The following is a 23,875-nucleotide window of genomic DNA, read 5'->3' as shown; positions in this document are numbered from 1 at the left end:
GATCCTGGACGCCTACCGGCTGCGGGGGTCAGACCATGAGGCTCACTCGCTCCTCCACGCCGAGCAGTGTCTTGCCGTAGGCCTCCAGGCCGACGGCAGGGATCAGCCCGGCGTGTCGGGCCGCGGTGTTCGCGTCCCTCCAAATGCGCTGCAAAGTACTTGTCTCGGCGAAGGCGGAGGCGCCGTGCGCGTCCAGCAGGATGCCGATAGCCTCGAGTATCTGGCGAGCCGCGTAGCCCGCCTGGGCCCTGAGGTGCGCGCGCGTCTGGTAGTCCAGCGGACCGGTGGCGGCCGCCTGGTCGACCCGCGAGGTCGCGCGGTGAGTGTGCAACCGTGCAGTCTCGATCTTCATCGCGGCCTCGGCCACCTGCATCTGGATCCCCACCGAGTCCGCCTGCCGACCGTGAACGGTGAACGACAGCGGCTTGGACGCGGCAGCATGCACCACCACGTCCAGAGCCGCCTTACCCAGTCCGAGCAGCGGACCGAGCAGGCACAGCAGCAGCATGGGTCCGAACGACGCGCCGTACAGTGCCTCCTCGCGGGCGGTGCGCGGGTACACCCCCTCCGACGCTGCCGGGACCGACAGGACTCGGTGCTCGGGAACGAACACGAACTTCCCGACAAGGGTGTTGCTGGCGGTACCCCGCATCCCGGCTGTGTGCCAGGTGTCCTCAATGGCCAGTTCCGATGCGGGGATCAGTACCAGAGCCTGATCCCCGATCGCACCGTTCTCGTCCTTCAGGAGTGCGCCGACTGCCGCCCAAGTCGCGTACGGCGCCCCGGAGTTGTACGACCAGCGGCCGCTGACCCGCCAGCCGCCCGGCACCCGCTCCCCGATACCCGTCGGCGCCGCTACACCGGTCACCCGCGCATCGGGGTCGGCACCGAACACCTCCTCCTGTGCCTGGTCCGGAAAGAGGCAAGCCAGCCAGTTCGTCACAGAGATGATCATTGCGACCCACGCCGCGGAGCCGTCGGCTTCGCCGAGCACCTCCGAGACGCCGGTCAGAGTGTGCAGGTCCGCCTCCTGGCCGCCGAACCGCTTCGGTGTCAGCAGCCGGAAGATGCCGGCGTCGGACAGTGCCCGGACGACCTCGGCCGGTACAGCTCGGTCGCTGTCACCGCGAGCGGCGTGCTCCCGCAGCAGCGGCTGCAAAGTGGCCGCTACCGCGACCGGATCGACCCTGGGGCCGGCCTCGAACGGCCCGCCAAGCACACCGTTGGTGGACGTGGGGCTATGCATGCTCGTCTTCTCCGTTGTGGTCATGGAAGGTGCAGCTGGAAGCTGAGCCCGTCGACGGGTGACAGTAGGTCTGCCGGTCCTGGCACCGGCACATGGTCTGCCGGCACCCCAGACCTGAGGGCTGGCCGCATGCGGCGGGACATCCCTCACCCCTTTTAGTAACGGCCGTTCGTTACATATTCAGCAGACAGAAGCCCGCAGGGCAGCACTGGGTGATGTGGGGTACCGCGCGAAGTCAGCCGAGCGTCTGCGCGGCCTTCTGCCGGGATGCGTTCGCGATGGCGTCCAGGAGCTGGTGACGGGTGTGGGCGTAGGCGAAGTCGGGAACGGTTCGGGTTCCCTCGCGCAGGTCCCGTCCCAGGTGGGTGTAGAGCGCGGCGACGTTCCTGGCCGGTCCGGTGAGGCCTGTGGGGATGTCGGCGGAGTACTCGGCGGGCACTTCGAGGGCGGAGACGGTTGTCTCCTCGCCGAAGCCGGCCTGGAGGGTGAGGTCGGTGACCTGGATGTTGCCCCAGGGGGCGGTCAGGACGATGTCGCCTTCGGTGCCGTTGATCTCCCAGCGAAAGTTGTCGCCGCGCGAGGCGCCGCCGCGGTAGAAGACCGAGGCGGCCGCGCCGCTTTCGAGGGTGCCAATGAGGGAGATCTGGTCGGGGGCGGTCACCGGGAGGACGGTGCCGCCGTCGTCGGTCACGGTCACCTCCGTGCGGCCCCGCACGAGATTGGCCGACAGATGGTCGAACTCACCGAGGGTGACGTGGAGAGCGTCGATGGCGTGCAGGGCGGCGCCGGACAGGGGGGTGGCGCCCTGGGTGTCGTCGTACCAGTAGGTGTGCGCCTTGGTGGTCTGCCCGTTCCAGACCATTCCGGAGGCCACCAGGGTGGTGCCGAGAACCCGGCCGATCCGGCCGTCCTCGATCAGCCGGCGTGCGTAGCGCAGCTCGGGGTGGTAGCGGCCCTGGAGACCGACGACAGTGCGCACCCCGGCGGCCTCGGCACGCCGGGTCAGCTCGGTGGCCTCGGCCAGGTTCAGGGCCAGCGGCCACTCGGCGTAGACGGTCTTCCCGGCGTCGATCGCGGCCGAGATCAGTTCACGGTGGTGGGGGACCTTGACCGCGACCACGACGACGTCGACCCCGGGGTGGGCGAGGAGGTCCGCGTGGTGGTCGAAGGCGGCCTCGACCCCGAACTCCTTCCTGGCCGCCTCCGCGGATTCCCGGCGCGAGGTGCTGACGGCGCGCAACTCGAAGTCCGGCACCGCCTTCAGAGCGGGGATGTGGCTGATGGAGGCCCAGCCTCCCGGACTGCCGCCGATGATTCCGACACCGATGGTGCTCATATTGTCACTCCTGCGAGAGGGGCCCTGCTGGGCCGAGGGGTAGTGGTTGTGGTTACTTCTTGGGTTCCGTGGAGGGCGTCCAGTTCGGAACGGTGTCCACCCGGAACCTGGACAGCACCGTGCTGGAGATGTACCAGTGGCCGTTGATCCGCTGGTAGGTGTCGTGGTACTGACCGTAGCCGTGGAAGCCGTTCTTGTAGCTGGATCCGGGCGGGAAACTCACGTAGTCCTCCATCGCCCAGATCGCCGTGGCACGGTTTCCGCGCACCTCGATCTCAGGCAGGAAACCCTGGTGGGCGGTGGGGGCGTCACCCAGGAGCGCTGCCGTCTTCTCGGCCAGCTCCCTTCCGCTGCTGTACTTGGCGCCCACGTCGATGGTGGGGTGTGCGGTGAAGAGAGCGGCCAGCTTGGACCATTGCTTGCTGTCGAGGTAGCGGAAGTAGCGCGCCTTCACCTGGCGGATGTCCTCGATGTCAGCCAGTCGCTGCACCGTCGCCGCGTTGCGCGCCGTAGTGGTCTGCGCCGGATGGTGTGCCGCGGACGCGGGCTGGGAGGCCCAGGCAGCCGCGCCCGCGCCTCCGCCGACCAGCAGTGCGGCTACCGCGGCTGCGCCGACCACACGTGAACGCCATGCTGAGGGCGTGCGGGATTCCTGCGTGTCCATGCTGTGTCCTTTCGACGCCGCCTCAGTACGCGCGGGCGACGGTCACTGGGTCGCGGGCCTCTGGATCACCGACCTGGCGCTCACCGTGGGAGCGCACGCCACCGGTCTGTCGCGATCAGGCACCGTGGCCTCAGTGAACCTTATGTGGAACGAAACGTCAAAAAAATCAATGTCTATCTACATCGATCGTTCCGCGTTCGTATCGTGAAAGGCTGCGTAGAGTCCGACACCGGATGCACGAGGCAGCGGTGCGGCGCGGAGGATGGTGGCCTCGCGAGCCGCTGAGGACAGCGGCCGAGGCGTCGGTCACGGAGCTGGCGAGCCTGTCTGCTCGACGCTGCGTCCGGCGGGTCGCTCACGACTGGAGGGCCGCCGCCAAAGGCAGGTGGAGAGGATCAGAATTCCAGAACGAGGCGGCCGCGGACGCCACCGGCCTCCATCAGGCGGTGAGCCTCGGCCGCCTGTTCGGCAGGGAAAGTACGAGCCACGCGCAGGGCGAGTTTTCCTGCTTCGGCCTCTTCACGCAGACGGTCGAGCCGACTGCGGTCGCCCAGGTAGTCCGGGACGAAGGCCATGCGCATACGCAGAGACCGACGCCGCATCTCATCGGGGCTGAGGGCGCGGGGTCCTTCGCCGAGGACGGTGACGATGACGCCGCCGTCGTGGACGGCCGGTGCCACCGACGCCGATCCGATGGCTGCCGCGTCGATCAGCCCCGCGACTCCACGCGGCACTGCTCGCAGGATGTGCTGAGCAACATGAGCCCCTCGAGGTACGACGATGTCGGCACCGAACGAGTGCACGAGTCCCTCATCGGCCGGCGAGGCGTCCGCGATGACGGTGAGTCCTTCCGCTTTGGCCAACTGGGTCACGTAGCCGCCCACGGCTCCCGCCGCGCCAGTGACCGCGAGCGTCTGCCCCGGTGCGAGTCCGGTCAGGTCAAGAGTGAGCCGCGCGGTCAGCCCGTTCATGGGCAAGGTGGCCGCTTCGGCGTGGGTCCTCCCACGCGGCGCGCGGGCGACCTGGTTCGCGGGCAGGACGACATATTCCGCGTAGGCGCCACCCAAGGGAGTGGTCGGGTTGGCCATCGCCATCACCCGGTCCCCCAGGCGTAGATCGGTGTCGGTGCCGCTGCCGATCTCATCCAGCACCCCGGCCGCTTCCATGCCGGGGACGTACGGGGGTGTGGCGGATGTGCGGCCCAGTGCCCCGTTACGCAGGTAGCGGTCACCAGGGTTGACGGTGGCAGCATGCACCCGGATGCGCACCTGCCCGGGACCGGCATGAGGCTCAGGTACCTCGAAGACGCGCAGGGCATCTGGGCCTCCGAATTGGGATACTCCCACTGTTTTCATAATTCCCCTTGATGCTGATCGAAGTTGGACATGTGCAGCAGGGAGGCAGCCAGCCGGGGTGTCCGGCTGGATCAGCCGAGGAAATCGGGCAGCCCCTTCGGCCGAGGCGCTTTCGATGGGGTCTGCGTAGTGTCCGGCGGCGCTCGCTGAGGGCCCGTGACGCCGACGGGGATGCCGGCGGCACTCGGCCGCTATCCACCAGGGGTTGACCACTCCCCGAAGGACGATGCCGGTGGTAGCTGCTACCTCGCCAGGATGTCAGGTACGGGTGGTGAAGCGTACGTCGTCCAGAGCCACTGCGCGCACACGCCGCCGAACCGTAGCGTCCGCGCCGCTGTCGCGCCAACCACCCGGGAACGCAGAGCGGTGGCGGCGTCGACGTCCCTGTTCTCGCATGTTCCGGAGCCGCCCAGTTACATTGAGTAGTCACTCGGCGCGAAGCCCGCAGAATTATTTGGCGATCGTTTGCTATAAGGTATGGTGGCCCGTATGGCACGCACTCGTGAGTTCGACACCGACGCCGCCGTCGCCGCGGCGATGGAGGCGTTCCGGCGCACCGGATACGGTGGCACGTCCATGCGGGACCTGGCCGAGGTCATGGAGATCGGCAGTGGTTCGATCTACTCGGCCTTCGGCAACAAGGAGGGTCTCTACCTGGCCGCACTGGACTTGTACCGGCGGCGCTACGCGTTGCCGTTCATCGAGATGCTCAGGGCCGGCGGTGACGCGCGAGAGACGGTCCGTGCGGCTTTCGAAGCGGTGATAGACGAGATCACCTGCGGTCCCGGTCAGGCGTCGTGCCTGATCGTAGGGGCGGCCATGGAGCGTGCGCACAGCGATGCGCAGGTGGCCGAACGGCTGCGCGCGACGACGCAGCTGCTTGAACTCACACTCTTCGAAGTGATCGCCGAGGCGCAGGGGCGCGGCGAGATCACGGCCGACCGGAGCGCCGCGGATCTCGCGGCGTTCCTCGTCATGACCTTCCAGGGGCTGCGGGTCATGGGTGCCATCAATGCGGATCGCACCGCGTTGACGCGGGCCGCAGAGGTCGCCTTGAACTGCCTTCGGTGACTGCTCGGCGCCGCGCCCGCCCGACCGGTTGCGGCGCCACAGGGCTACCCGTGGCGTTTTTCTGCCTCTTAAATTTAACGATCGTTCGAAAATGAATGGAGTCCACCCGCGCGGTGTACCTCCGCGACGACGCCGACCGCGAAGAGGTCGGTGCCACCGAGGACGACCTCGGCCTCTCGTCGGGTCGGGGCCAAGTCACCGATCTCTCCCTGGCCGGAGACCGAGGCGCCGGTGCCCCGACGTCCGCCACGCCCTGTCCAGGTACCGCCTGATCGATGCGTCCAACGCGCCTCCGCCACCGGCACGGCGCAGACCTTCCGCTGACGCAGCGCGGCCGAAGAACCCGGCCGATGACCGACACCCCCAAAGGAATGCAAGTCATGTCCCAAGACGTCCACCATCCCGACCCCCGGCGCTGGTTGGCCCTGCTGTTCATCGCCATCGCCCAGTTGATGGTCTTCCTGGATGGGGCGATCATGAACATCGCCCTGCCGTCCGCTCAGCACGACCTCCACTTCAGTGACGGCGGCCGGCAGTGGGTCATCACCGCCTACGGCTTGGCCTTCGGAGGTCTGCTCATTCTGGGCGGACGCCTGGGCGACCTCTGGGGGCGAAAGCGGGTGTTCGTGATCGGGTTGGTCGGCTTCGCTCTGGCCTCGGGCATCGGCGGCGCGGCGCAGAACCTGCCCACGCTCCTGACCGCCCGTGCCTTCCAGGGCGTGTTCGGCGCGCTCCTCGCTCCTGCCGCCCTGGCGCTGATCTCCCTGGCGTTCACCGACGCCAAGGAGCGCGCCAAGGCCTTTGGTGTCTACGGCGCCATCGCCACCGCGGGCGGCGCCCTGGGCCTGCTGCTCGGCGGGGTTTTCACCGAGTACGCCGACTGGCGCTGGGGGTTCTACATCAACCTCCCCATTGCGGCCATCGGCATCATCGGTGTTCTGACCGTGGTGCGTGACCCCGGCGCGCACGCGGACCGCGGTCGGCTGGACGTGCCGGGGGCCGTCCTGGCCAGCGGCGGCGCCGTCGCCCTGGTGTTCGGCTTCGCCAAGGCGGAGAGCGACGGCTGGGGTGCGGGCCTGACCATCGGCATGTTCGTCCTGTCCGCCCTCCTGCTGGCGTCCTTCGTCCTGCTCGAGGCCAAGGTGGCGTCACCGCTGCTGCCGCTGCGCGTTCTGACCGAACGGAATCGTGCGGGCTCCTATCTCTCCCTGTCGCTGTCAGTCATGTCCATGTTCGGCATGTTCCTCTTCCTCAGCTACTACTTCCAGTTGGTGAAGGGATACACACCGGTGCAGAGCGGAGCGGCTTTCATCCCGATGGCCGTCGCGCAGGCCATCGGCTCCACACAGATCGGCGCCCGCCTCGCACACCGGGTCCGTCCCGGCCTGCTGATGGGCGCCGGTTACGCGGTGTCCGGCGTCGGTGTGCTGATGCTGGCCCTGCTTGACGTCAATTCCTCGTTCGCATACATGGCGGTGGCCGAGATCGTGGTGGGCGCCGGTATCGGCACGGCGTTCATGCCCGCCTTCAGCCTGGGCGCCCACGGTGTCGAGCCCCGCGACGTGGGGGTCGCCTCCGCCATGACCAACACATCGCAGCAGATGGGCGGCTCCATCGGCACCGCGCTGCTCAACACCATCGCCGCGAGCGCCACCGCCGGATACGTCGCCTCCCATCACGGCGCCGCCTCCCTCCCCGGCCCGTCGCTGGTGCACGGCTACTCCGTTGCCTACTGGTGGGCTACCGGATTCCTCGCCGCGGCGGCCCTGGTCGCGTTCCTTGCCGTCAACGCCGGCAAGCCGAAGCACGAGCCGGTCGTTGCGGCCAAGCGCGCGGAGACTTCGGAACTCCAGCCTGCGGAGTGACCGGAACAAGGCCGACCGTCGCACGCGGCGGTCGGCTTGAGGTTCAGCACGGCCGTCGGTCGTCGATCTCGGGACCGGTTACCCGTCAATCTCGGGACCGGTTACCCGTCGATCTCGGCGCCGGTTACCCGTCATCGGGGAGCGCCGAGTTATCTGGCAATGCACGGCCGACGTACACAGCGACTCGGGACCCGTGACGCGTGAGCCGCGCACGCGGTCACCGTACTCGGCGACCTGATACAGGGCGCCGAGCGAGCACCACCGGGCGCGAAGCGGTCGCGATCTCGGGGACGATCCGGACGACGCCCTCATGGTCGCGCTCCTCGACGGCCTGGGCTTCGACGGATGCACGCATAGCCCGTACCGGGCTGTTCGACGCCGATGCCGACCCGGTCGAGGTACGCGCAACGCTCGGCCGGTCTGGAGCAGCGAACTCAGCACCTCGGCCGGCCGCAGTGAACACTGGCCAATTGGTGTGCAGCGTCCACTACCACCGTCGTCCGGTCACTACGGATTCACGCTGTCAGTCGATGTCGATGACGATCTTGCCCTGGGTGGCGCCGCTTTCCACGGCCGCGTGAGCGTCAGCGATGTCGGTGAGCTGGAAGGTCCTTGGGTCGAGCATCGGCTTGAGTGCCCCCGCGTCGGCGAGGGCGGCAGCCTCACGCATGATCTCTCCGTGGTGTTCCCGCCCGCGTCCGGTGAGCAGGGGCAGCAGGGTGAAGACGCCGGAGTAGGTCGCCCCGCGGAACGAAAGGGGCGCGAGGGCATGGGTTCCCCAGCCCAAAGCGCTGACCACGTGGCCCGTGTAGATGCGTGCCGCAGTGAAGGAGGCGTCGAGCACGGCGCCGCCGACGGTGTCGAAGACGACATCGAACCCTTCTCCACCGGTGTACTTGGCCACGTACTCGTCCACGGGAGTGGTCGTGTAGTCAATGGGAGTGGCTCCCAGGCGCTCGACGGCCTCCAGCCGTGCGGGGGACGCGGTCGCGAAAACTTCCGCACCGCGGGCTCGGGCGATCTGCACGGCCACATGGCCGATACCGCCGGCTCCGCCATGAATGAGAACCTTCTGTCCCGCGTGAACCCGCGCCCGGTCCACCAGTCCTTCCCACGACGTGATGAAGACCAAAGGCAGGGCTGCGGCCTCGCGCATAGTGAGAGAGGCCGGCTTGCGGGCGAGGAGACGGGCGTCCACCGCTGCGTACTCGGCGAGGGAGCCCTGCACATCTCCGACGCCTCCGGTCATACCGAAGACTTCGTCGCCGGGGGCGAAGTCGTCGACGCCGCTGCCGACCTCCTCGATGACGCCTGCCATGTCCAGACCCAGGACGGCCGGAGGCGTGCGTTTGGCGTGGGGTGCCTTGCCGGCCCGGATCTTGGCGTCCAGCGGGTTGACGCCACTGGCCTTGACCTTGACCAGCACCTGGCCCGGTCCTGGGGCGGGCGTTTCGATCTCGCGAAGGACCAGTGGTGTGTCGAACTCTTCGAGAACCAACGCGTGCATGACTGTGCCTCTTCTGTGTATCGGATATCGAGTGCGGACGCCGATGTCGCGCGACGCCTCATGGGCCGGAGCAGCGCGTATGGGGCAGGGTGCTCCAGCGTGTGTTGCGGTCAGGTGTGGTCGGCGACGAGGCGGCGTGCTGCGGACTTCGCCTCGTCCACGACGGACCGGTCTTGCAGAAGGCGACCAGACGCCAGGGCGCCGTCGATCAGGAGTCCTATGTGTCGAGCAAGTGCACCGGGATTCTCGGCACCTGCCTGCTCGCTCAGGTCGGTCAGCCACGTCTGACGACGCTGTGTGTGCTGTACAGCGATGGCTCGGGCTTCCGAGTCCAGGTCCGTCTCAACCGCCGCGCTGACGAACGGGCAGCCGAAAAAGCCGTGGCGGTCGAAAGCGTCTGTCAGGGCGTCGAACAGTCCGACGAGACGCTCTCTGGGGCCATCGCCCGCGCGCGCGGCGGCCGTCTGTAGCTGCGCCATCCAGGAGTCGTCTGTCTTCCGCAGATAGGCCGCGATCAGCTCCTCCTTGGTACGAAAGTGCACATACAGTGTCGACTTTGCGACGCCGGACATCGCCAGGACCTGATCGATGCCGACACCGCGCAGCCCGTGCGAGTAGAACAGCTCAGCCGCCGCAGCGAGGATTCTCTCCTCGGACTTCGTCTTCCTGATCCGCGTCGCCATGACCGCACCTCCTTAATCGGACAGACTAGTACGTTCGATTAAGGAATCCTACGCGATCCCAGCACTGCCGCGGTCGCGGCTTCACACCGCATGGCTCCGCAACAGCCGGAGCAGGGAGAGGGCTGCCGATTGCGTTACATCGCCAGTGTCCGGCCTGACCTCTGCGGGCGCACCCCAGCAAGGCCTAGCACGGCGGCCGACGTACCGCCCTGAAGGCCCCGGGTGCCCTCGGCGGCGCGGTGGCGAGCCACGGGCGGGGCGGACATCTGAAGGACGCAGGTTGGGCTGCGTTTCGGAGGGAGTGATTGCCGGGCTGAGATGACCTGTGTCTGTAGGCGTTCCGGTGACAGACATGGCTGAGTGGCTGGGGCATCGCGACCCGAGGATCACCCATCAGACTTACGCACAGGCTGCGCGCAGTGGATCGGTGGTCCGCCCCAATCCGCCCCAGACGTATGGCATCGCGCGCTTCTGAAGCGGCACGGTCGTTGAAGAGCCCGCGGCCCCGGCGCCGGGCCGATGTCAATGTGGGCAACCACCGGACGCGGACGGCCAGTGATTGACAGCATGGGACGAGTGAGCGACTGCCTGTGCCACGCACGATCCATCAGGGGGGAGGCCCGGGATGAAGTTCCGTCGGGGAGTCATGTCCGTGTTGCTGGCGGCAACCGTGCTGGCTTCGGGCTGCGATGCGTCGTCGTCCACGGACCCAAGGGAGTCAGGCCATCGGTCCGGCGCCTCCGGAGCTGAGCACAGCAGCCGCTCGTCAGCCGCCCACCGCCCCGTCACTCCGCTGACGAGTCCGGACGGGTTCCGCTTCAGTGTGGCCGGCGCGGGTGCGCACACCACTCCCACGGAGCCGGACGGGAAGACGGCACCTCCGGGACAGACCTTCCTGTACGTCGAGATCGATGTCACCAACTTGCAGAAGGACCGCGGCGGGTCCCTGGCCGAGGTGTTGTCCCGGCTCGTCGTGTCCGTGCCGCAGACGGCCGTGCCTGAGGGGCCGGACGGCAATCCGGCCTATGTCTGTGACACGGCAGACGACGGCTTGTGCAGCCGCTTGGCCCAGTGGAAACGCATGACCACCGGCGGCGAGACGGACGATCTCTTCGCCTTTGACCCCGACACCGTCACCATTCCGCCCGGAGTGACCTGGACCCTGCGCGGCTACTTCGGAGAGCCCTCGGCCGTCCGGGAATCCTTGAAGCCCGGCAAGGTTCAACTGCTGGTGACGCCGAACGGCGCGCTGATGAGGAAGAACGACCCGCGCACAGTGATTCCCCTGAGCTGACCGCCGGGCCTCGGGGTATCGCACGCCCCGAACACCAACGCCGCTGTCAGACCTGTCCTGCCTTCCCGTCGTTGACCTTCGGCTTCACGAAACCGCGGCCAGAACCTGGAAAACGGCCACCCCCGCTCATCGCGCCCACTTGGTTGCGGGCTCAACCAGGGAGGGTGTCCACCTGACAACCAGCTGATCTGTGGTGTCGGGGCCATGTCGGAGGACTGTCGGGGGCTGTCGGTCGGATGTCGGTGGCTCGTCGGCGAGGGCTGGCACCTTTCCAGAGACGGCCGGCCGGAGTTCACCGGGCGGCTCGATCCCGAAGGAGCCACCATGCACACCCCCGTCACGATCATCGGCGCCGGACTCGGCGGACTCACGCTGGCCCGCGTCCTGCACGTTCACGGAATCCCGGTCACGGTCTACGAGGCGGAGTCCTCTCCCTCGGTGCGCGCGCAGGGCGGATTGCTCGACATCCACGACTACAACGGGCAGCTCGCGCTCGAGGCGGCCGGTCTGATGAACGAGTTCCGCGCCATCGTTCTGGAGGGCCGCCAGGCGCTGCGGGTCCTCGACCGGGACGGGACTGTCCTGCTCGACCAAGCCGACGACGGCACGGGCGGACGCCCCGAGGTCCAGCGCGGCGACCTGCGGCAGGTCCTGCTCGACTCACTCCCGGCAGGCACCGTGCGGTGGGGGCACAAGGTCAGCGGCACCCGTGCCCTCGGCGAGGGTCGCCACGAGGTGACGTTCGCCGACGGCGGCACCGTCGTCACCAGCCTGCTGGTCGGCGCGGACGGCGCGTGGTCACGGGTCCGGCCGCTGCTGTCCACCGCCACACCCGAGTACATCGGTAAATCGGTCGTCGAGACCTACCTGTTCGACGCCGGCACACGGCACCCGGCCGCCGCGAAAGCGGTCGGCGGCGGGATGTTGATTGCTCCTTCGCCGGGCAGGGAGATCTTCGCTCACCGGGAAAAGGACGACACTCTGCACGCCTACGTGGGGCTGTCCGAGCCACAGGACTGGTTCGCCGCCATCGATTTCGCCGATGCCGCCACGGCCACCGCGCGGATCGCGGCAGAGTTCGCCGGCTGGGCGCCGGAGCTCACCGCGCTGATCACCGACAGCGACGTCGCGCCGGTCCTGCGCCCCCTCTACGCTCTGCCGAGCGGGCACCGGTGGGACCGGGTGCCGGGGGTGACCCTGCTCGGCGACGCCGCCCACCTCTCCGCTCCCAACGGCGAGGGCGCCAACCTGGCCATGCTCGACGGCGCCGAACTCGGTGAAGCCCTCGCCGCACACCCCGACGACATCGAGACGGCGCTCACCGAGTACGAGCAGGCCATGTTCCCCCGCAGCGCCGAGACCGTCACCGACGAGATGCCCGGGATCGACTCCGCCGACAACACAGCCCATGGCCTGATCAACATGTTCGTAGAGAAGGGCCAATGAGCCACCCAAGCCGCAAACTGATGTCCTCCTTACCGCCCTCCGGGCCACCGTTTTCTGACGTGATCAGGGGGGCGTGACCGTAGCCGATCGGGGGGAATTCGAGGGTGTGCGAGTCCAGACCCTGCACGCCGCGACGCCCCCTCGGCCGGGAATCCGGAGACGACGGCTACAAGTCTGAGACCTGCTGCTTGGGGGGCTCGTCGCGGACACTCCAGTCCCGGATGACGGCTGCGGGCCCGAGGCGGTACAAACCGGCTCGATAACAGGGCCTGCGGCTAGCGTGCACCGCCTGCACCACGCGGCGGGACATCATCGATGTAGGGATCCGACGTCAGGGGGTCGCCCTCGTTGCTGCCGCGCGTACGTGTTACGGCGGGATCGATGCTGTCCAGTTTGCGGGATTCCCGGCGGTACATGCCCGGTGGTGTGCCGATCTCGCGTTTGAAGGCGAGTGCGAAGGCCGCTTCTGAGCCGTAGCCGACGGCATCGGCGATGGTGGCGACGGTCTGGTCGGTGGTGGTGAGCCGGTGTGCTCCCAGTTCGATGCGCCACCGGGTGAGGTATTCCAGCGGTCCTTGTCCCACTACGGACTTGAAGCGTGCGGCGAGTGTCGAGCGGGAGACGTGCGCGACGTCCGCGAGCAGTCTCACCGTCCAGCGTCGGGCAGGATCGGCGTGGATGGCGTGCAGAGCCGCGGAGACCACGGGGTCGCTCAGGCCCTGTAGCCAGCCGGCGCGGTCCGGCTGCCGGGTGAGGTGGTAGCGGACGACGTCGACGAGCAGGACGACGGCCAGATGCTCGGTGATCAGGCTCGAGGCGAGGCCGCCGGTACGGGCCTCCAGGTCGATCCTGGTCAACAAGTGCGGGAGCATCGCCGCGCCCTCCGCATGGGCGGGGAGGTGGACCAGTGGGGGAAGGGCGTCGAGCAGCAGTTCGCGGGCGCGCCGGCCGAAGGTGAAGCTGCCGCCGACCAGACGTGCGGTCACCGGCTGGTCGGGAGGGCCGGCCTGCGCGCCGGCGCCCCCTGTCGCCCGGAACAGGGGAGAGGCCGGCTGCACGCTGACGTGCGGTGAGCTGCCGAGGACGAACTCTTGCGGGCGGGTGAGGAGGAAGGAGTCGCCTGCGCGGAGGGTGACGGGGTGATCCAGCCCGTCCGTGTCGACCACGCATGATCCGACCAGCACGGAGTTGAATTTCGCGCCGTCGGGGGCGGGGAAGCGCAAGGCCCAGTCCCCATGACCAGTCAGCGTCGAGGCTCGCTCGGCGCGGACGTCGACGAGCGCGAGGATTTCTTCGAGGGGATCCAGAGCGGATGGACGCTCTATAGGTTGCATGCGACCCATTATGCTTTCGAGTCGAACTCGTGGGCGCTCCTACTGTCCGGTCGGCCGACAAACGGGGATCTCGGTGTCCCAGGAGTGCGAGACCATCGCACCGTCTTGCGTCACATGCACCTCGGCAACGGACGTGCGAGGGCTGTTCTGACGGTGATACGACCGTGGCCAAGGCCGTACAGGCAGCCAGGACGACGCCCGCGTTGGCGACCGCGACCGGCTCTCCTGCGGCTTGCGGCAGGGCAGACCCAGCACGAGGGGGAATCAGCCCGCTCGAAGGTCCGGATGACCTGCCGCACCCCTTCCGCCTCACTAGAGCAGCCGTCGCAGGATGCCACATGGCGGGCGATGGGAGCAGGCAACCGCCTGCCCAGCAGGAGCAGTTCTGTGACCTCTTCGCGGATCGCGGTGCAGACGTCGCTCACGGTGCCAACCATCCGTTCTGGTCGAGGATGCCGCGCAGTGCACGGATACCGTGATAGAGGCGGCTGCGGGCACTGGAGGCCGGGATGCCGAGCTCCGCAGCCAGGTCGGCGCAGGTCCGGCCGAGGCCCCCATCACGTCACACGTGGCTGGGTCGTGAAGGCTTCATCAGGCCGTGAGGGCTCCCACGCCCGCGGATGGGACTTCGGGAGCTGCGCCGCCCCGCTACACGGGCGGGGGAGTAAGGGGACCGCACGGTCCTCAGTCGTCGGCGCCGATCTTTTCCAGGACCAAGTCGCTGATCTCCGCCAGCAGGGTCCTCTGCCCGGGGTGAGGTGGTCGAGGAACAACGCTCGGACGTCCTCGACGTGCCTTGGGGCCGCGGCGGTGATCGCTTCCCGCCCTGCGCAGGTCACCGCCACATAGGCTACGCGCCGGTCGTCAGCGCACTCTGCACGCTCGACCAGTCCCCGCTTCGCCATGCGCGCGACGTGGTGCGACAGTCGACTCTTCTCCCACCCGAGGGTCCGAGAGAGCTCGGCCATCCGCAGCCGGCCACCAGGAACTCGCGTCAGTTCAGCGAGGACCGTGCAGTCGGCGCCGGACAGCCCGAACTCTCCTTGCAGGGACCGACCCGTGCGGTGGACCAGCGCGTCGTGCATGCGCAGCGAGCCCCGCCAGGCCCGCTCCTCGGTCGTTGTCAGCCAACGCGAAGAGTTACTTATTCTTCAACTCTGCAAAGGTTGATGCATCACACACTCCGGCCCGTCGAGGCGTCGGAAGTGGCTCGGCTTGCTGAGTCTCATCTGCGCGCAACGGGTGCCGTCATGTGGTTGGTGTGCGGCGCCGTGGACGCGTGAGTATCGCCTCTAAACAATTGACACGTCCACGAATCGATTCCTACGATCGGCCCATGAACGGATCGATTCCGGACACGGCTGTTACCCGTAGGGTTGCTCTTCTCGTGGTCGACGGCGTGTCCATGCTCGATGTCGCCGCGCCGTCAGAGGTCTTCGCCGAGTCCCGTCACTCCAGCAGAAACTACGAGCTCGTCGTCTGCTCGCCGGATGGCAAGAACGTGACTACCGGCAGTGGGCTGTCCCTCCAGGCCGACTCCAATGCTCACGACGAGGGGCCTCTCGACACAGCGATCATCACCGGTGGCTGCGGTTTGCCCAGCCGGGCCCTGACCCCCGAACACATCTCCGCGGCACGCCACCTTGCCGGCCGTGCCAGGCGGGTCGCCAGCGTCTGCACCGGTGCCTTCGTGCTGGGGGCCGCCGGTCTGCTCGACGGCCGCAAGGCGACAACGCACTGGCATCACACGCAGCGCCTCCAGGAGCTGTACCCGCGGGCCGAAATCATCCACGACAGCGAACTCGTCTCGGACGGCAACCTGATCACCTCCGCCGGAGAGGGCGCCGGGATCGCGCTGACTCTGCACCTTCTCAAGGAGGACCAGGGCGAGAAGGTGCACAGCGTTGTCGCCCGGGATCTGGTGGTCTACCTACCCCGATCCGCCGAGCCCGTCGGCGAGGCCGCGACCGCGCCCCGCAACCCCGTAGTGCGCAAGCTGACCGAAGAGATCGTGGCGGACCCCTCGGCTCAGTACACCCTGACCGACCTGGCCGGCCGCGCTGCGGTCAGCCCGCGCCACCTCTCCCGCCTTTTCCGGGAAGAGTTGCAGACCACCCCCGCCAAGTTCGTGGAACAGGTGCGGTTCGACATGGCGCGATCCCTGCTCGACCGAGGGGAATCCGTCACCGATACCGCCTTCATGTCAGGCTTCGGCAGCATGGAGACGCTGCGGCGCGCCTTCATCGCCCGCCTGGGAGTCTCTCCGCGCGCCTACCAGCACCGTTTCAAGACTGCGTAGCTTCGTCAGGCAGTTGGGCACGGTCGGGAAGCCGGCCCGCTGCACATCTGCGGGTCAAGGCGCCCTTCGCGGCTGCTTCGTCTCTCCCTCCCGTCGTACTGCCTCCTTGCCGCTTCCTCTCGTCGGTACCGCTCCCAGCCGCTTGCACATGGACCGGAGTCGCACCCGCTTCGCGAGCGGATCGAGCACCTGTGTCCACCACCGAGACACCTCAACGAGCAGACAGGCAGGCGGAGGGCAAGCGGGTGGGCATCGCGAAACTGACCCCTTCGCCCCTGCCCAGGTCAGGAGTATGAATGCTGGACATCGCCGCAGAGCTGGCGCGATGGATCGACGAGGAACGCGACTTCGCGGTGGCCACGGTCACGGCGATCAGCGGAAGCGCACCACGAGCACCGGGAGCCGCCCTGGCTGTCGCGTCGGACGGCACCGCCATCGGATCAGTCTCCGGCGGATGCGTGGAAGGCGCCGTCTACGAGCTGTGCCGACAAGCTCTCCAGGACGGCAAGGCCGTCGTCGAAAGCTACGGATACAGTGACGACGATGCCTTCGCGGTGGGTCTGACATGCGGTGGCAGCATCGACGTCCTGGTCAGCCCCATGCGCAGAACGGACCCTGAACGGGCAGCTTTCGCGTCCGCTGTGCAGGCTGCCGCACGCGACGCGGCTACGGCAGTCGTCCGTATGGTGGCAGGACCGGCCGCCCTCGTGGGACAAGGACTGGCGATCACGGCCGATGGGGTGCGTCACGGTGGCTTCGACAACCATCCCGGACTGGACGGGGCCGCCGTTGCGGCGGCCCGTACTCATCTCGCGGCGGGCCGCACAGGCATCGTCATGGTGGGCGAAGACGGGTCGTACTGCGATGCGTCGGTCGCTCTGCTGGTGGAGGTGAGCGTTCCCGCACCACGGATGATCATCTTCGGTGCGACAGACTTTGCCGCGGCGCTGGTCCCCGCCGGGAAGCTTCTCGGTCATCACGTCACCGTCTGCGACGCCCGCCCTGTGTTCGCGACCTCCGAACGCTTCCCGGATGCCGACGACGTCGTTGCGACGTGGCCACATCGCTACCTGGCATCCACCCACACGGACGACCGCACAGCACTGTGCGTGCTCACCCACGAGGCGAAGTTCGATATCCCCCTGCTGCAACTCGCGCTGCGGCTTCCCGTGGCTTACGTCGGCGCCATGGGGTCTCGACGCACGCACATGGACCGCCTCGGCAGATTGCGCGCGGCCGGCGTCACCGACCTCGAGCTGTCCCGGCTTCGTTCCCCGATAGGGCTCGATCTGGGGGCCCGCAGCCCTGAGGAGACCGCCTTGTCCATCGTGGGGGAGATCATCGCCCTGCGCCACGGTGGCAGCGGAACGCCCCTGCGGCTGTCGCACGGCCCCATCCACCGCGACCCGGTGACGCAGCAGGCCCGGTCTTCGCTACGTGAAACCCCTCTATGAGCACGTTCCGCTGCCCGGCGGGGGCGAACGTCCGGCGTTCCCGTCGGAGGGCGGTCGCCCGTGCCACCCCACAGCGCTACAAGAAAGTGATTACGATCATGACTGGTGACGGCATCGCCCGCATCGAGGCCTTCACGGCGCTCTGCGCTCGCTGGGAGAAGGCATGGACCGAACTGGACGGTGACGCGGTCGCGCAGTTGTGCGCCGAGGATCTGCTGTATGACGAGCCTGCCCTGGGTGAGACCAGGCGCGGCCGGGAGGCGGTCCGTCAGCACGTGATGGACATGGCACGCACCTTCCCCAACGGCTCTTCCTCGTTCACGCGGATCGGCCTGTACATCGAGGTCGACCGACCTGCCATGGTGGTGGCCTGGCAGTTCCAGGGGACGCCGGTCGGTACCGGTCGCCTCATCGAATTTCACGGAGACGACCGTCTGGAAGTGGGCGAAGACGGCCTCATCCACGCCTATCGAGGGCTGTACGACAACCGGCTCGTCCGCAAGCTGCTTCGGGAAGCCTATGACAGCTGAGCGCTGCGAACCGAAGGCGATCGGTGGTCCAGCCGCGGCCTGAGCAACCGATCAGCCCGGACGAGGTCCTGCCGTGGTGTTACGGCGTGGCCCGCGGATGCCCTGGCCAACGCCCAGCGCTCGTTGCGGCGCAGGGCCCGGCTGGAGGAGCGGCTGGCCACGATGCCGCAGCCGCTGCCGACGGACAGCACCGACCACAGCGGCCTCTTCTCTGGGCCTGGGAGGAGTTGTCGAAGAGAAGGCTCGCTGCCCAACTGGAGCGAAAGAGCCAACCCGTTGGCGGACATGGGACGGACGAGGAAAGGAGCGATCGATGAACGACGACGAGCTGCTGGCCCAGCTCAGGGCGGCCGACCCGGCGGCGACTGCATCGGCTCCGCCACCCGACGTCAACCTTCTCGTGGAGGCTGCTGTGACCACCGACCACACCACCCCCGCATCCGTCGCCATCCCGATGCCCGCGGACCGACCGGTACACCGCCGTCGCCGCTTTGCGCTCGCGGCGGCCGCAGTCGCCCTGCTGCTCGTGGGTGGCGGTGCGACCTGGAAGGCGGTAGCCGACCACGGTGCGGACAGCAATCAGGTGCCCGCCGACACCCCGCTGGCCTTGACCCTGGAAACCGGCGGTGACGCCAAGTGCATGGAGCCCACGGTCGACTTGCTGCGCAAGTTCCAGGTCGCCTTCGAGGGGTCGGTCACCAGCCAGAAGAAGGACCAGGTCGTCTTTCGGATCGACCATTGGTTCCGCGGCGGTGACGCCGACACCGCCCAGCTCACCAACGACGGAGCCGACGGCGGGAGTGAGACCCTCGTGTTCGAGGTCGGTCAGAGGTACCTCGTGACAGCCCAGGACGGTGTGGTCCCGGTATGCGGTGGTACGAACCTGGCCACGGCAGAAGGCGAAGCCCTCTTCCACCGAGCCTTCGACAAGTAACCCGGCACGCATGGCGCGGGTGCCGCACGCTTTTGGGCAGACGCGAAGAAGGACGCTTGCGGGACGTGCGGCAGCGCTTGCCCGGCTGATGCCGGCGCTGCCGCACGAGGGCTCATCCGGCTGTCAGTCGTTCGTGGTCGGAGCCTGCGAAAAGTCCGCGGCATGGTCACGGGCGAAGTCGTCGATCGTGCGCGGTGCGGAACCCGTCGTCTTCTCGACGGTGTCGGTGATGGCCGCACCGTAGCCCTGCCGCAGGATGCCGTCGTAGAGGGTGGCGATGTCTTCCGCATACTCGGCCGTGTTGCCGTCCGCGATGTATCGGCGCAGGAACTCCTCTCGAGTGACGTCGATGTGGCTGAGCGGTCGGCCCACGACCTCACCCACTCGGCCGAGGGCCTGGTCGACGGTGAGCGCTTCCGGACCGGTCAGGACCAGGTCGCGGTTGTCGGTGCGGCCGGAGGTGAGCTCGACTGCCGCGACGTCAGCGATGTCCTGCGAGTGGATCATCGCCATCGCCCCGTCACCCGTCGGCAGCGGAAGCTGCCCGGAGGCGTCGATCCAGGGGACGAACTGAAGCAGGTTGTCCATGAAGAACGCAGGCCGCAGCACCGTGTACACAAGGCCGCTGGCTGCCAGTTCCCGTTCCGCGGCGTGGTGCATGCGGGCGAGGGCCAGGGGCGCTTCGGGCGAGGCGCCGCCGACGCTGAGCTTGACCAGGCGCCGCACCCCTGCCGCGGCCGCTGCCCGGATGACCTGCCGCTCCTGGGCGAGCTGATCGGCCACGTTGGCAGTCACCAGGAACACCGCGTCGATGCCGTCCAGCAGCGCGGGTACGGCGTTGTCGTCCGCGAGGTCGGTGACCACGACCTCCACGCCCGGCAGCTCCTGCGCGCGCAACGCCGCGGCGCTCTCCTGGCGGCGCACGACACCCCGCACGGCGACCTTCTGCCCGGCGAGCGCACGCACCACCAGGTTGCCTACGGTGCCCGATGCGCCGGTTACGAGTACCTTCATGTTGTTGCTCCTTGTTCGTGCTGCAAGCCCTAGCAGATCACAGTCTGTTCGGTCGCTGCCGTGCATGGGGTCGGCGACCTGCCGATCACCGACAGTGGAGGGGCTACCGGGGTGAGCGGACAGGGTCAGGCGCCTCGCGGTGAAGACGCACTGAACCTGTCGCGCGGGCCTTCACCTGTGGTTGGTCACCGCAAGGGATGTCCTCACATCCTCCAGGTGCAGCGGCAAGTCTCGGAACCGCTTGCCAGTGGCGTGGTGCACGGCGTTGGCGATGGCGGCTGCCGCACCGACAACGCCGATCTCGCCGATTCCCTTGCCCCCGAGGGGGCTGAGCTCGTCGTCGGCCTCGGGCAGCATGACGATGTCGATGTCACGGACATCGGCGTGCGCGGGAAAGTGATAGCCGGCAAGGTCGGACTGGACGAAGTCGCCGTAGGTCGTGTCGATGTCGGCGGCTTCCATCAGCGCGCCCCCCATACCCATGATCATTCCGCCGCGCAGCTGGGAGCGGGCGGTTCGGGGGTTGATGATGCGGCCGGCAGCGAAGACGCCGAGCATCCGCCGCACCTGGATCTGGCCCGTCACGGCGTGGACCCCGACCTCGGCGAACTGAGCTCCGTAGGCGTTGCGGCTGACGTCCTTCATGGCGCTCACCTCCTCGGTCGTGTCGACCTCCACCGTGACGCCGAGCTGCGCACCGGCTTGAAGTCTCTGCTTCAAGGCACGGCCGGCCTTGTCGACCGCCCATCCCCAGGAGGCAGTTCCAAGAGAAGCCCCGGCGAACGCAGCCGCGCTGTACGAGGCTCGGCCGAGGTCGAGGCGCACGCGCTCGATCGGGACGTCCAGTGCGTCCGCGGCGATCTGGGTGAGCACCGTCCTGGAACCGGTGCCGATGTCGACGGCGCCGATGGCGACGCTGAAGGTGCCGTCGGTTTCAGCGGTGGCCGAGGCGCGGCTCGGCACCGTGAAGACGGGATAGCGGGATGCTGCCACTCCGGTTCCCACGAGCCACCGGCCGTCACGGCGGATGCCCGGTCGGATGTCGCGGCTCGCCCAGCCGAAGCGGTCGGCACCTGTGGTGAGGCAGGCGACGAGGTTCCGGCTGCTGAACGGTTTGCCGTCGGAGGGATCCACCGTGGGCTCGTTGCGGATGCGCAGCTGGATGGGATCCATGTTCAGCTGGTAGGCGAGTTCGTCGATGGCGCATTCGAGGGCGAACATGCCCGGTGTTTCTCCGGGCCCGCGCATCCAGCCCGGCGAGGGAACGTCCAGGCGTACCGCGGTGGCGGTGGTGCGGGCGTGTTCGGCCGCGTACATCATCCGTGCCGAGCTGGCGGTCTGGTCGACGTAGTCGGACAACGCGGACGTCATGTGCTGGGCTTCGTGCACGATGGCGTGGAGCTTGCCGTCGCTGTCGGCCCCGAGCCGGACCCGCTGGATCGTCGGTGATCGGTAGGTCGCATGCACGCTCATCAGGGACCGGTTCCATGCGACCTTCACGGGCCGGTCGACCAGCTTCGCCGCGAGCGCCGCCAGTACGGCGGGCGGGCGCGGCGATGCCTTGGCGCCGAACCCGCCGCCGACGTAGTCGCAGACCACCTCTACGTCGTCAGCGCTCATCCCGAAGAGGGCCGCGAAGGCCTGGCTGGTGTTGGACGGCCCCTGTTCGGAGCTGTAGAGGGTCAGCCGCCCCTCTGTCCAGCCGGCGATGGTGGCATGGGGCTCCATCGGATGCGGATGCTGCGCGGGCGTGGTGTAGGCGACGTCCAGCACCACCTCCGCTGTTTCCAGGGCGCTGTCCGCGTCACCCCGGACGACGTTGCCGGGTCCTAGGTCACCGACCATGGCCGGCACGTAGGCGCGGGGGTCGCGTGGGCGCAGCTCCACGTCGTGCGGGTGCTCGTCGTAGTGCACCACGACGCTTTCCGCGCCCTCTCGGGCAGCCTCCAGCGACGTCGCGATGACCGCGGCGACGATCTGCCCCCGGTAGGCGATCTTCTCCGATTGCAGGACGTACAGCTCGGGCACGGCCGCCTGCTGCACGGGACCGAGATCGATCGGGGACTTCAGCCGGGCGGCGTTGCCTGCGTGCAGGACTGCCACCACGCCCGGAATGCTCGTCGCGCGGTGAGTGTCCAGATCGGTGACCCGGCCCCTGACGATGGTCGAGGTGACCGGCCACGCGTACAGAACGCCGTCAATGCTGTGTTCGTAGGCGTAGGTTGCTGCTCCGGTGACCTTCGCCCGTGCGTCCTGGCGTTCGAACGGGGCACCGACCGCGCTCATCGCGTCACCTTCCGGTCCTCGGCGCCGCGGACGAGGTCTTCCAGCAGCGCACCCGTCACATCAGCGACGAGATCCACCTTGAACGCGTTCTGCGGCAAGGGGGTGGCATGCCGCAGTTCGGCGCGCATGGCCCGTTCGAACAGTTCCTTGGACGGTTTGTGGCCGCGCAGTTCGGCTTCGGCGATGGAGGCACGCCACGGCCGCGGCGCGACACCGCCCCAGGCGATGCGCGCCTGGGCGATGCGCCCGTCGTCCTCCAGGACGACCGCTGCCGCGGCGCTGACCACGGCGAAGGCATACGACCACCGGTCGCGCACCTTGTGGTAGCGGGAGACCGCGCCGGTGGGCAGAGCGGGCACCTCTATGTCGGTGATGAGTTCGCCGTGCCGCACAACGGTGTCCCGGTCGGGGGTCCTGCCCGGCGGGACGTAGAAGTCCTGCAATGCCACAGCTCGTTTGCCGGCGGTGCCCCGCATGTGCACGACGGCATCGAGGATCGACAGAGCCACAGCCATGTCCGAGGGCTGTGTGGCGATGCACGAGGAGGACACACCGAGGATGCCGAGGTCGCGATGCGCGCCGGTTCTGGCCGGGCAGCCGGTGCCGGGTTTGCGCTTGTTGCAAGGTTTGCTGACGTCCTGGAAGTACGCGCATCGGGTCTTTTGCAGCAGGTTGCCCGCCATGGTGGCGCTGTTGCGCAGCTGCCCGGAGGCACCGGCGAGGATGCTCTCCGCCAGCACCGGGAAGTTCCTGCGGATGTCGGGATCGCCGGCGACGACCGCGTTCGTCGCGGTGGCCCCGATGACAGCTCCTCCGTCCGCACGGTGAGTGAGATGGTCCAGCGGCAGGTGGGAGATGTCCACGAGGGCTCGGGGCCGGCGGACTCCGAGCTTCATCAGGTCGACGAGGTTGGTGCCGCCCGCCAGGTAGAGCGTATCCGGATCAGCGCTCACCGCATCGACGGCGTCATCGAGGCTGGTGGCCCGCTGGTAGGCGAAGGTCTTCACCGGTTGCCCCCCGCCGTGGCGGCCTGGGAGATCGCGGCGACGATTCCGTGGTGTGCGCCGCATCGGCACAGGTTGCCGCTCATGCGTTCGCGGATCTCGTCCGTGGTGAGAGCGGACGCCGACTCGACTCCTGCCGCCACGTCGGCGGTGGCATGGCTCGGCCAGCCGGCGTCCGCCTCGGCGAGCGCTCCGAGCGCGGAGCAGATCTGCCCCGGGGTGCAGTAACCGCACTGCATCGCGTCGTTGGCCACGAATGCCTCTTGCAGCGGGTGCAGGTCGTCACCTTCCGTGAGGTCGGCGACTCCTTCGATGGTCGTGACGGTCGCGCCGGACGCGGACACGGCCAGCTTCAGGCAGCTGTTGATGCGCTGCCCGTTCAGCAGCACGGTGCATGCGCCGCACTGGCCGTGGTCGCACCCCTTCTTCGTACCGGTGAGCCCGAGGTGCTCCCGCAGCAGGTCGAGCAGGGTGACGCGGTTCTCGACCATGACCGACTTCTCGGCGCCGTTGATGATCAGGGTGACTTCGCTTTGGTGGGGTTTGCTCACTG

General features: G+C 68.2%; 20 protein-coding genes. 8 read left to right on the top strand and 12 right to left on the bottom strand.

The window, feature by feature from the left end; genetic code table 11:
- Positions 1-28: 28 nt before the first annotated feature.
- The 4 genes from ACZ4WH_RS05145 to ACZ4WH_RS05130 all read right to left on the bottom strand — a co-directional run bounded on the left by ACZ4WH_RS05145 (position 29) and on the right by ACZ4WH_RS05130 (position 4,601).
- Positions 29-1,246 (bottom strand): acyl-CoA dehydrogenase family protein, encoded by a 1,218-nt coding sequence (locus tag ACZ4WH_RS05145; protein ID WP_468176735.1) that lies wholly within the window; start codon positions 1,244-1,246, stop codon positions 29-31.
- 235 nt (positions 1,247-1,481) lie between these two features.
- Positions 1,482-2,582 carry a Gfo/Idh/MocA family protein gene (locus ACZ4WH_RS05140; RefSeq protein ID WP_468176733.1) on the bottom strand — a complete coding sequence of 367 codons (1,101 nt, stop codon included), beginning with the start codon at positions 2,580-2,582 and terminating at the stop codon, positions 1,482-1,484.
- Between the two features lie 52 nt (positions 2,583-2,634).
- Positions 2,635-3,246, bottom strand: coding sequence for a nuclear transport factor 2 family protein (locus ACZ4WH_RS05135; RefSeq protein WP_468176731.1), 612 nt, complete (start codon positions 3,244-3,246; stop codon positions 2,635-2,637).
- Positions 3,247-3,641: 395 nt separating this feature from the next.
- Complete coding sequence (locus ACZ4WH_RS05130) at positions 3,642-4,601, bottom strand: NADP-dependent oxidoreductase (RefSeq protein WP_468176729.1); 960 nt, start codon at positions 4,599-4,601, stop codon at positions 3,642-3,644.
- Between the two features lie 489 nt (positions 4,602-5,090).
- Between ACZ4WH_RS05130 and ACZ4WH_RS05125 the strand changes: the two genes are divergently transcribed.
- Both ACZ4WH_RS05125 and ACZ4WH_RS05120 read left to right on the top strand, forming a co-directional pair.
- Entirely contained in the window at positions 5,091-5,672 is a 582-nt protein-coding gene (locus ACZ4WH_RS05125) for a TetR/AcrR family transcriptional regulator (protein ID WP_468176727.1), read from the top strand.
- A 380-nt stretch (positions 5,673-6,052) separates the two neighbouring features.
- The gene (locus ACZ4WH_RS05120) at positions 6,053-7,537 is read left to right on the top strand and encodes an MFS transporter (protein ID WP_468176725.1); all 1,485 of its coding nucleotides are present in this window, start codon (positions 6,053-6,055) and stop codon (positions 7,535-7,537) included.
- Positions 7,538-8,060: 523 nt separating this feature from the next.
- On the opposite strand, the gene ACZ4WH_RS05115 is transcribed toward ACZ4WH_RS05120, so the two are convergent.
- Both ACZ4WH_RS05115 and ACZ4WH_RS05110 read right to left on the bottom strand, forming a co-directional pair.
- Positions 8,061-8,963: a zinc-dependent alcohol dehydrogenase family protein gene (locus ACZ4WH_RS05115; RefSeq protein WP_468176723.1), complete on the bottom strand. Its 903-nt coding sequence runs from the start codon at positions 8,961-8,963 to the stop codon at positions 8,061-8,063.
- A 191-nt stretch (positions 8,964-9,154) separates the two neighbouring features.
- Positions 9,155-9,727: a TetR/AcrR family transcriptional regulator gene (locus ACZ4WH_RS05110; protein ID WP_468176721.1), complete on the bottom strand. Its 573-nt coding sequence runs from the start codon at positions 9,725-9,727 to the stop codon at positions 9,155-9,157.
- Positions 9,728-10,373: 646 nt separating this feature from the next.
- Between ACZ4WH_RS05110 and ACZ4WH_RS05105 the strand changes: the two genes are divergently transcribed.
- Both ACZ4WH_RS05105 and ACZ4WH_RS05100 read left to right on the top strand, forming a co-directional pair.
- Positions 10,374-11,021, top strand: coding sequence for a hypothetical protein (locus ACZ4WH_RS05105; RefSeq protein ID WP_468176719.1), 648 nt, complete (start codon positions 10,374-10,376; stop codon positions 11,019-11,021).
- 324 nt (positions 11,022-11,345) lie between these two features.
- Positions 11,346-12,467 (top strand): FAD-dependent oxidoreductase, encoded by a 1,122-nt coding sequence (locus ACZ4WH_RS05100; protein WP_468176717.1) that lies wholly within the window; start codon positions 11,346-11,348, stop codon positions 12,465-12,467.
- A 275-nt stretch (positions 12,468-12,742) separates the two neighbouring features.
- Here ACZ4WH_RS05100 and ACZ4WH_RS05095 read toward each other — a convergent pair whose 3' ends face one another.
- Positions 12,743-13,801 (bottom strand): AraC family transcriptional regulator, encoded by a 1,059-nt coding sequence (locus ACZ4WH_RS05095; protein ID WP_468176715.1) that lies wholly within the window; start codon positions 13,799-13,801, stop codon positions 12,743-12,745.
- Positions 13,802-14,358: 557 nt separating this feature from the next.
- Complete coding sequence (locus ACZ4WH_RS05090; protein ID WP_468176713.1) at positions 14,359-14,886, bottom strand: MarR family winged helix-turn-helix transcriptional regulator; 528 nt, start codon at positions 14,884-14,886, stop codon at positions 14,359-14,361.
- A 251-nt stretch (positions 14,887-15,137) separates the two neighbouring features.
- On the opposite strand from ACZ4WH_RS05090, the gene ACZ4WH_RS05085 reads away from it, so the two are divergent.
- From ACZ4WH_RS05085 to ACZ4WH_RS05070, 4 genes are all read left to right on the top strand, one after another.
- Positions 15,138-16,100 (top strand): GlxA family transcriptional regulator, encoded by a 963-nt coding sequence (locus ACZ4WH_RS05085; RefSeq protein ID WP_468176711.1) that lies wholly within the window; start codon positions 15,138-15,140, stop codon positions 16,098-16,100.
- A gap of 296 nt (positions 16,101-16,396) precedes the next feature.
- Positions 16,397-17,554 (top strand): XdhC family protein, encoded by a 1,158-nt coding sequence (locus tag ACZ4WH_RS05080; RefSeq protein WP_468176710.1) that lies wholly within the window; start codon positions 16,397-16,399, stop codon positions 17,552-17,554.
- Positions 17,551-18,084 (top strand): nuclear transport factor 2 family protein, encoded by a 534-nt coding sequence (locus ACZ4WH_RS05075; RefSeq protein ID WP_468176708.1) that lies wholly within the window; start codon positions 17,551-17,553, stop codon positions 18,082-18,084. The genes ACZ4WH_RS05080 and ACZ4WH_RS05075 overlap by 4 nt, the downstream gene beginning before the upstream one ends.
- Before the next feature lie 313 nt (positions 18,085-18,397).
- Positions 18,398-19,018 carry a hypothetical protein gene (locus tag ACZ4WH_RS05070; protein ID WP_468176706.1) on the top strand — a complete coding sequence of 207 codons (621 nt, stop codon included), beginning with the start codon at positions 18,398-18,400 and terminating at the stop codon, positions 19,016-19,018.
- Positions 19,019-19,141: 123 nt separating this feature from the next.
- Here ACZ4WH_RS05070 and ACZ4WH_RS05065 read toward each other — a convergent pair whose 3' ends face one another.
- The 4 genes from ACZ4WH_RS05065 to ACZ4WH_RS05050 all read right to left on the bottom strand — a co-directional run bounded on the left by ACZ4WH_RS05065 (position 19,142) and on the right by ACZ4WH_RS05050 (position 23,873).
- Positions 19,142-20,032 carry an NmrA family NAD(P)-binding protein gene (locus ACZ4WH_RS05065; protein WP_468176704.1) on the bottom strand — a complete coding sequence of 297 codons (891 nt, stop codon included), beginning with the start codon at positions 20,030-20,032 and terminating at the stop codon, positions 19,142-19,144.
- Between the two features lie 171 nt (positions 20,033-20,203).
- Positions 20,204-22,318 carry a xanthine dehydrogenase family protein molybdopterin-binding subunit gene (locus tag ACZ4WH_RS05060; RefSeq protein WP_468176702.1) on the bottom strand — a complete coding sequence of 705 codons (2,115 nt, stop codon included), beginning with the start codon at positions 22,316-22,318 and terminating at the stop codon, positions 20,204-20,206.
- The gene (locus ACZ4WH_RS05055; RefSeq protein ID WP_468176699.1) at positions 22,315-23,325 is read right to left on the bottom strand and encodes an FAD binding domain-containing protein; all 1,011 of its coding nucleotides are present in this window, start codon (positions 23,323-23,325) and stop codon (positions 22,315-22,317) included. The genes ACZ4WH_RS05060 and ACZ4WH_RS05055 overlap by 4 nt, the downstream gene beginning before the upstream one ends.
- Entirely contained in the window at positions 23,322-23,873 is a 552-nt protein-coding gene (locus ACZ4WH_RS05050; protein WP_468176697.1) for a 2Fe-2S iron-sulfur cluster-binding protein, read from the bottom strand. The genes ACZ4WH_RS05055 and ACZ4WH_RS05050 overlap by 4 nt, the downstream gene beginning before the upstream one ends.
- Between the last annotated feature and the right edge of the window lie 2 nt (positions 23,874-23,875).

The sequence above is a fragment of the Streptomyces sp. NPDC029138 genome, assembly GCF_055564375.1.
This window is presented reverse-complemented; position numbering and strand designations above follow the sequence as displayed.

Excerpts from the sequence above, each read along its gene's own strand:
- ACZ4WH_RS05095 (WP_468176715.1), bottom strand. The coding sequence starts at position 13,801 with ATGCAACCTATAGAGCGTCCATCCGCTCTGGATCCCCTCGAAGAAATC.
- ACZ4WH_RS05135 (WP_468176731.1), bottom strand. The coding sequence starts at position 3,246 with ATGGACACGCAGGAATCCCGCACGCCCTCAGCATGGCGTTCACGTGTG.
- ACZ4WH_RS05070 (WP_468176706.1), top strand. The coding sequence starts at position 18,398 with ATGAACGACGACGAGCTGCTGGCCCAGCTCAGGGCGGCCGACCCGGCG.
- ACZ4WH_RS05140 (WP_468176733.1), bottom strand. The coding sequence starts at position 2,582 with ATGAGCACCATCGGTGTCGGAATCATCGGCGGCAGTCCGGGAGGCTGG.
- ACZ4WH_RS05120 (WP_468176725.1), top strand. The coding sequence starts at position 6,053 with ATGTCCCAAGACGTCCACCATCCCGACCCCCGGCGCTGGTTGGCCCTG.
- ACZ4WH_RS05080 (WP_468176710.1), top strand. The coding sequence starts at position 16,397 with ATGCTGGACATCGCCGCAGAGCTGGCGCGATGGATCGACGAGGAACGC.
- ACZ4WH_RS05130 (WP_468176729.1), bottom strand. The coding sequence starts at position 4,601 with ATGAAAACAGTGGGAGTATCCCAATTCGGAGGCCCAGATGCCCTGCGC.
- ACZ4WH_RS05105 (WP_468176719.1), top strand. The coding sequence starts at position 10,374 with ATGTCCGTGTTGCTGGCGGCAACCGTGCTGGCTTCGGGCTGCGATGCG.
- ACZ4WH_RS05110 (WP_468176721.1), bottom strand. The coding sequence starts at position 9,727 with ATGGCGACGCGGATCAGGAAGACGAAGTCCGAGGAGAGAATCCTCGCT.
- ACZ4WH_RS05065 (WP_468176704.1), bottom strand. The coding sequence starts at position 20,032 with ATGAAGGTACTCGTAACCGGCGCATCGGGCACCGTAGGCAACCTGGTG.
- ACZ4WH_RS05145 (WP_468176735.1), bottom strand. The coding sequence starts at position 1,246 with ATGCATAGCCCCACGTCCACCAACGGTGTGCTTGGCGGGCCGTTCGAG.
- ACZ4WH_RS05075 (WP_468176708.1), top strand. The coding sequence starts at position 17,551 with ATGAGCACGTTCCGCTGCCCGGCGGGGGCGAACGTCCGGCGTTCCCGT.
- ACZ4WH_RS05085 (WP_468176711.1), top strand. The coding sequence starts at position 15,138 with ATGAACGGATCGATTCCGGACACGGCTGTTACCCGTAGGGTTGCTCTT.
- ACZ4WH_RS05060 (WP_468176702.1), bottom strand. The coding sequence starts at position 22,318 with ATGAGCGCGGTCGGTGCCCCGTTCGAACGCCAGGACGCACGGGCGAAG.
- ACZ4WH_RS05125 (WP_468176727.1), top strand. The coding sequence starts at position 5,091 with ATGGCACGCACTCGTGAGTTCGACACCGACGCCGCCGTCGCCGCGGCG.
- ACZ4WH_RS05100 (WP_468176717.1), top strand. The coding sequence starts at position 11,346 with ATGCACACCCCCGTCACGATCATCGGCGCCGGACTCGGCGGACTCACG.
- ACZ4WH_RS05090 (WP_468176713.1), bottom strand. The coding sequence starts at position 14,886 with ATGCACGACGCGCTGGTCCACCGCACGGGTCGGTCCCTGCAAGGAGAG.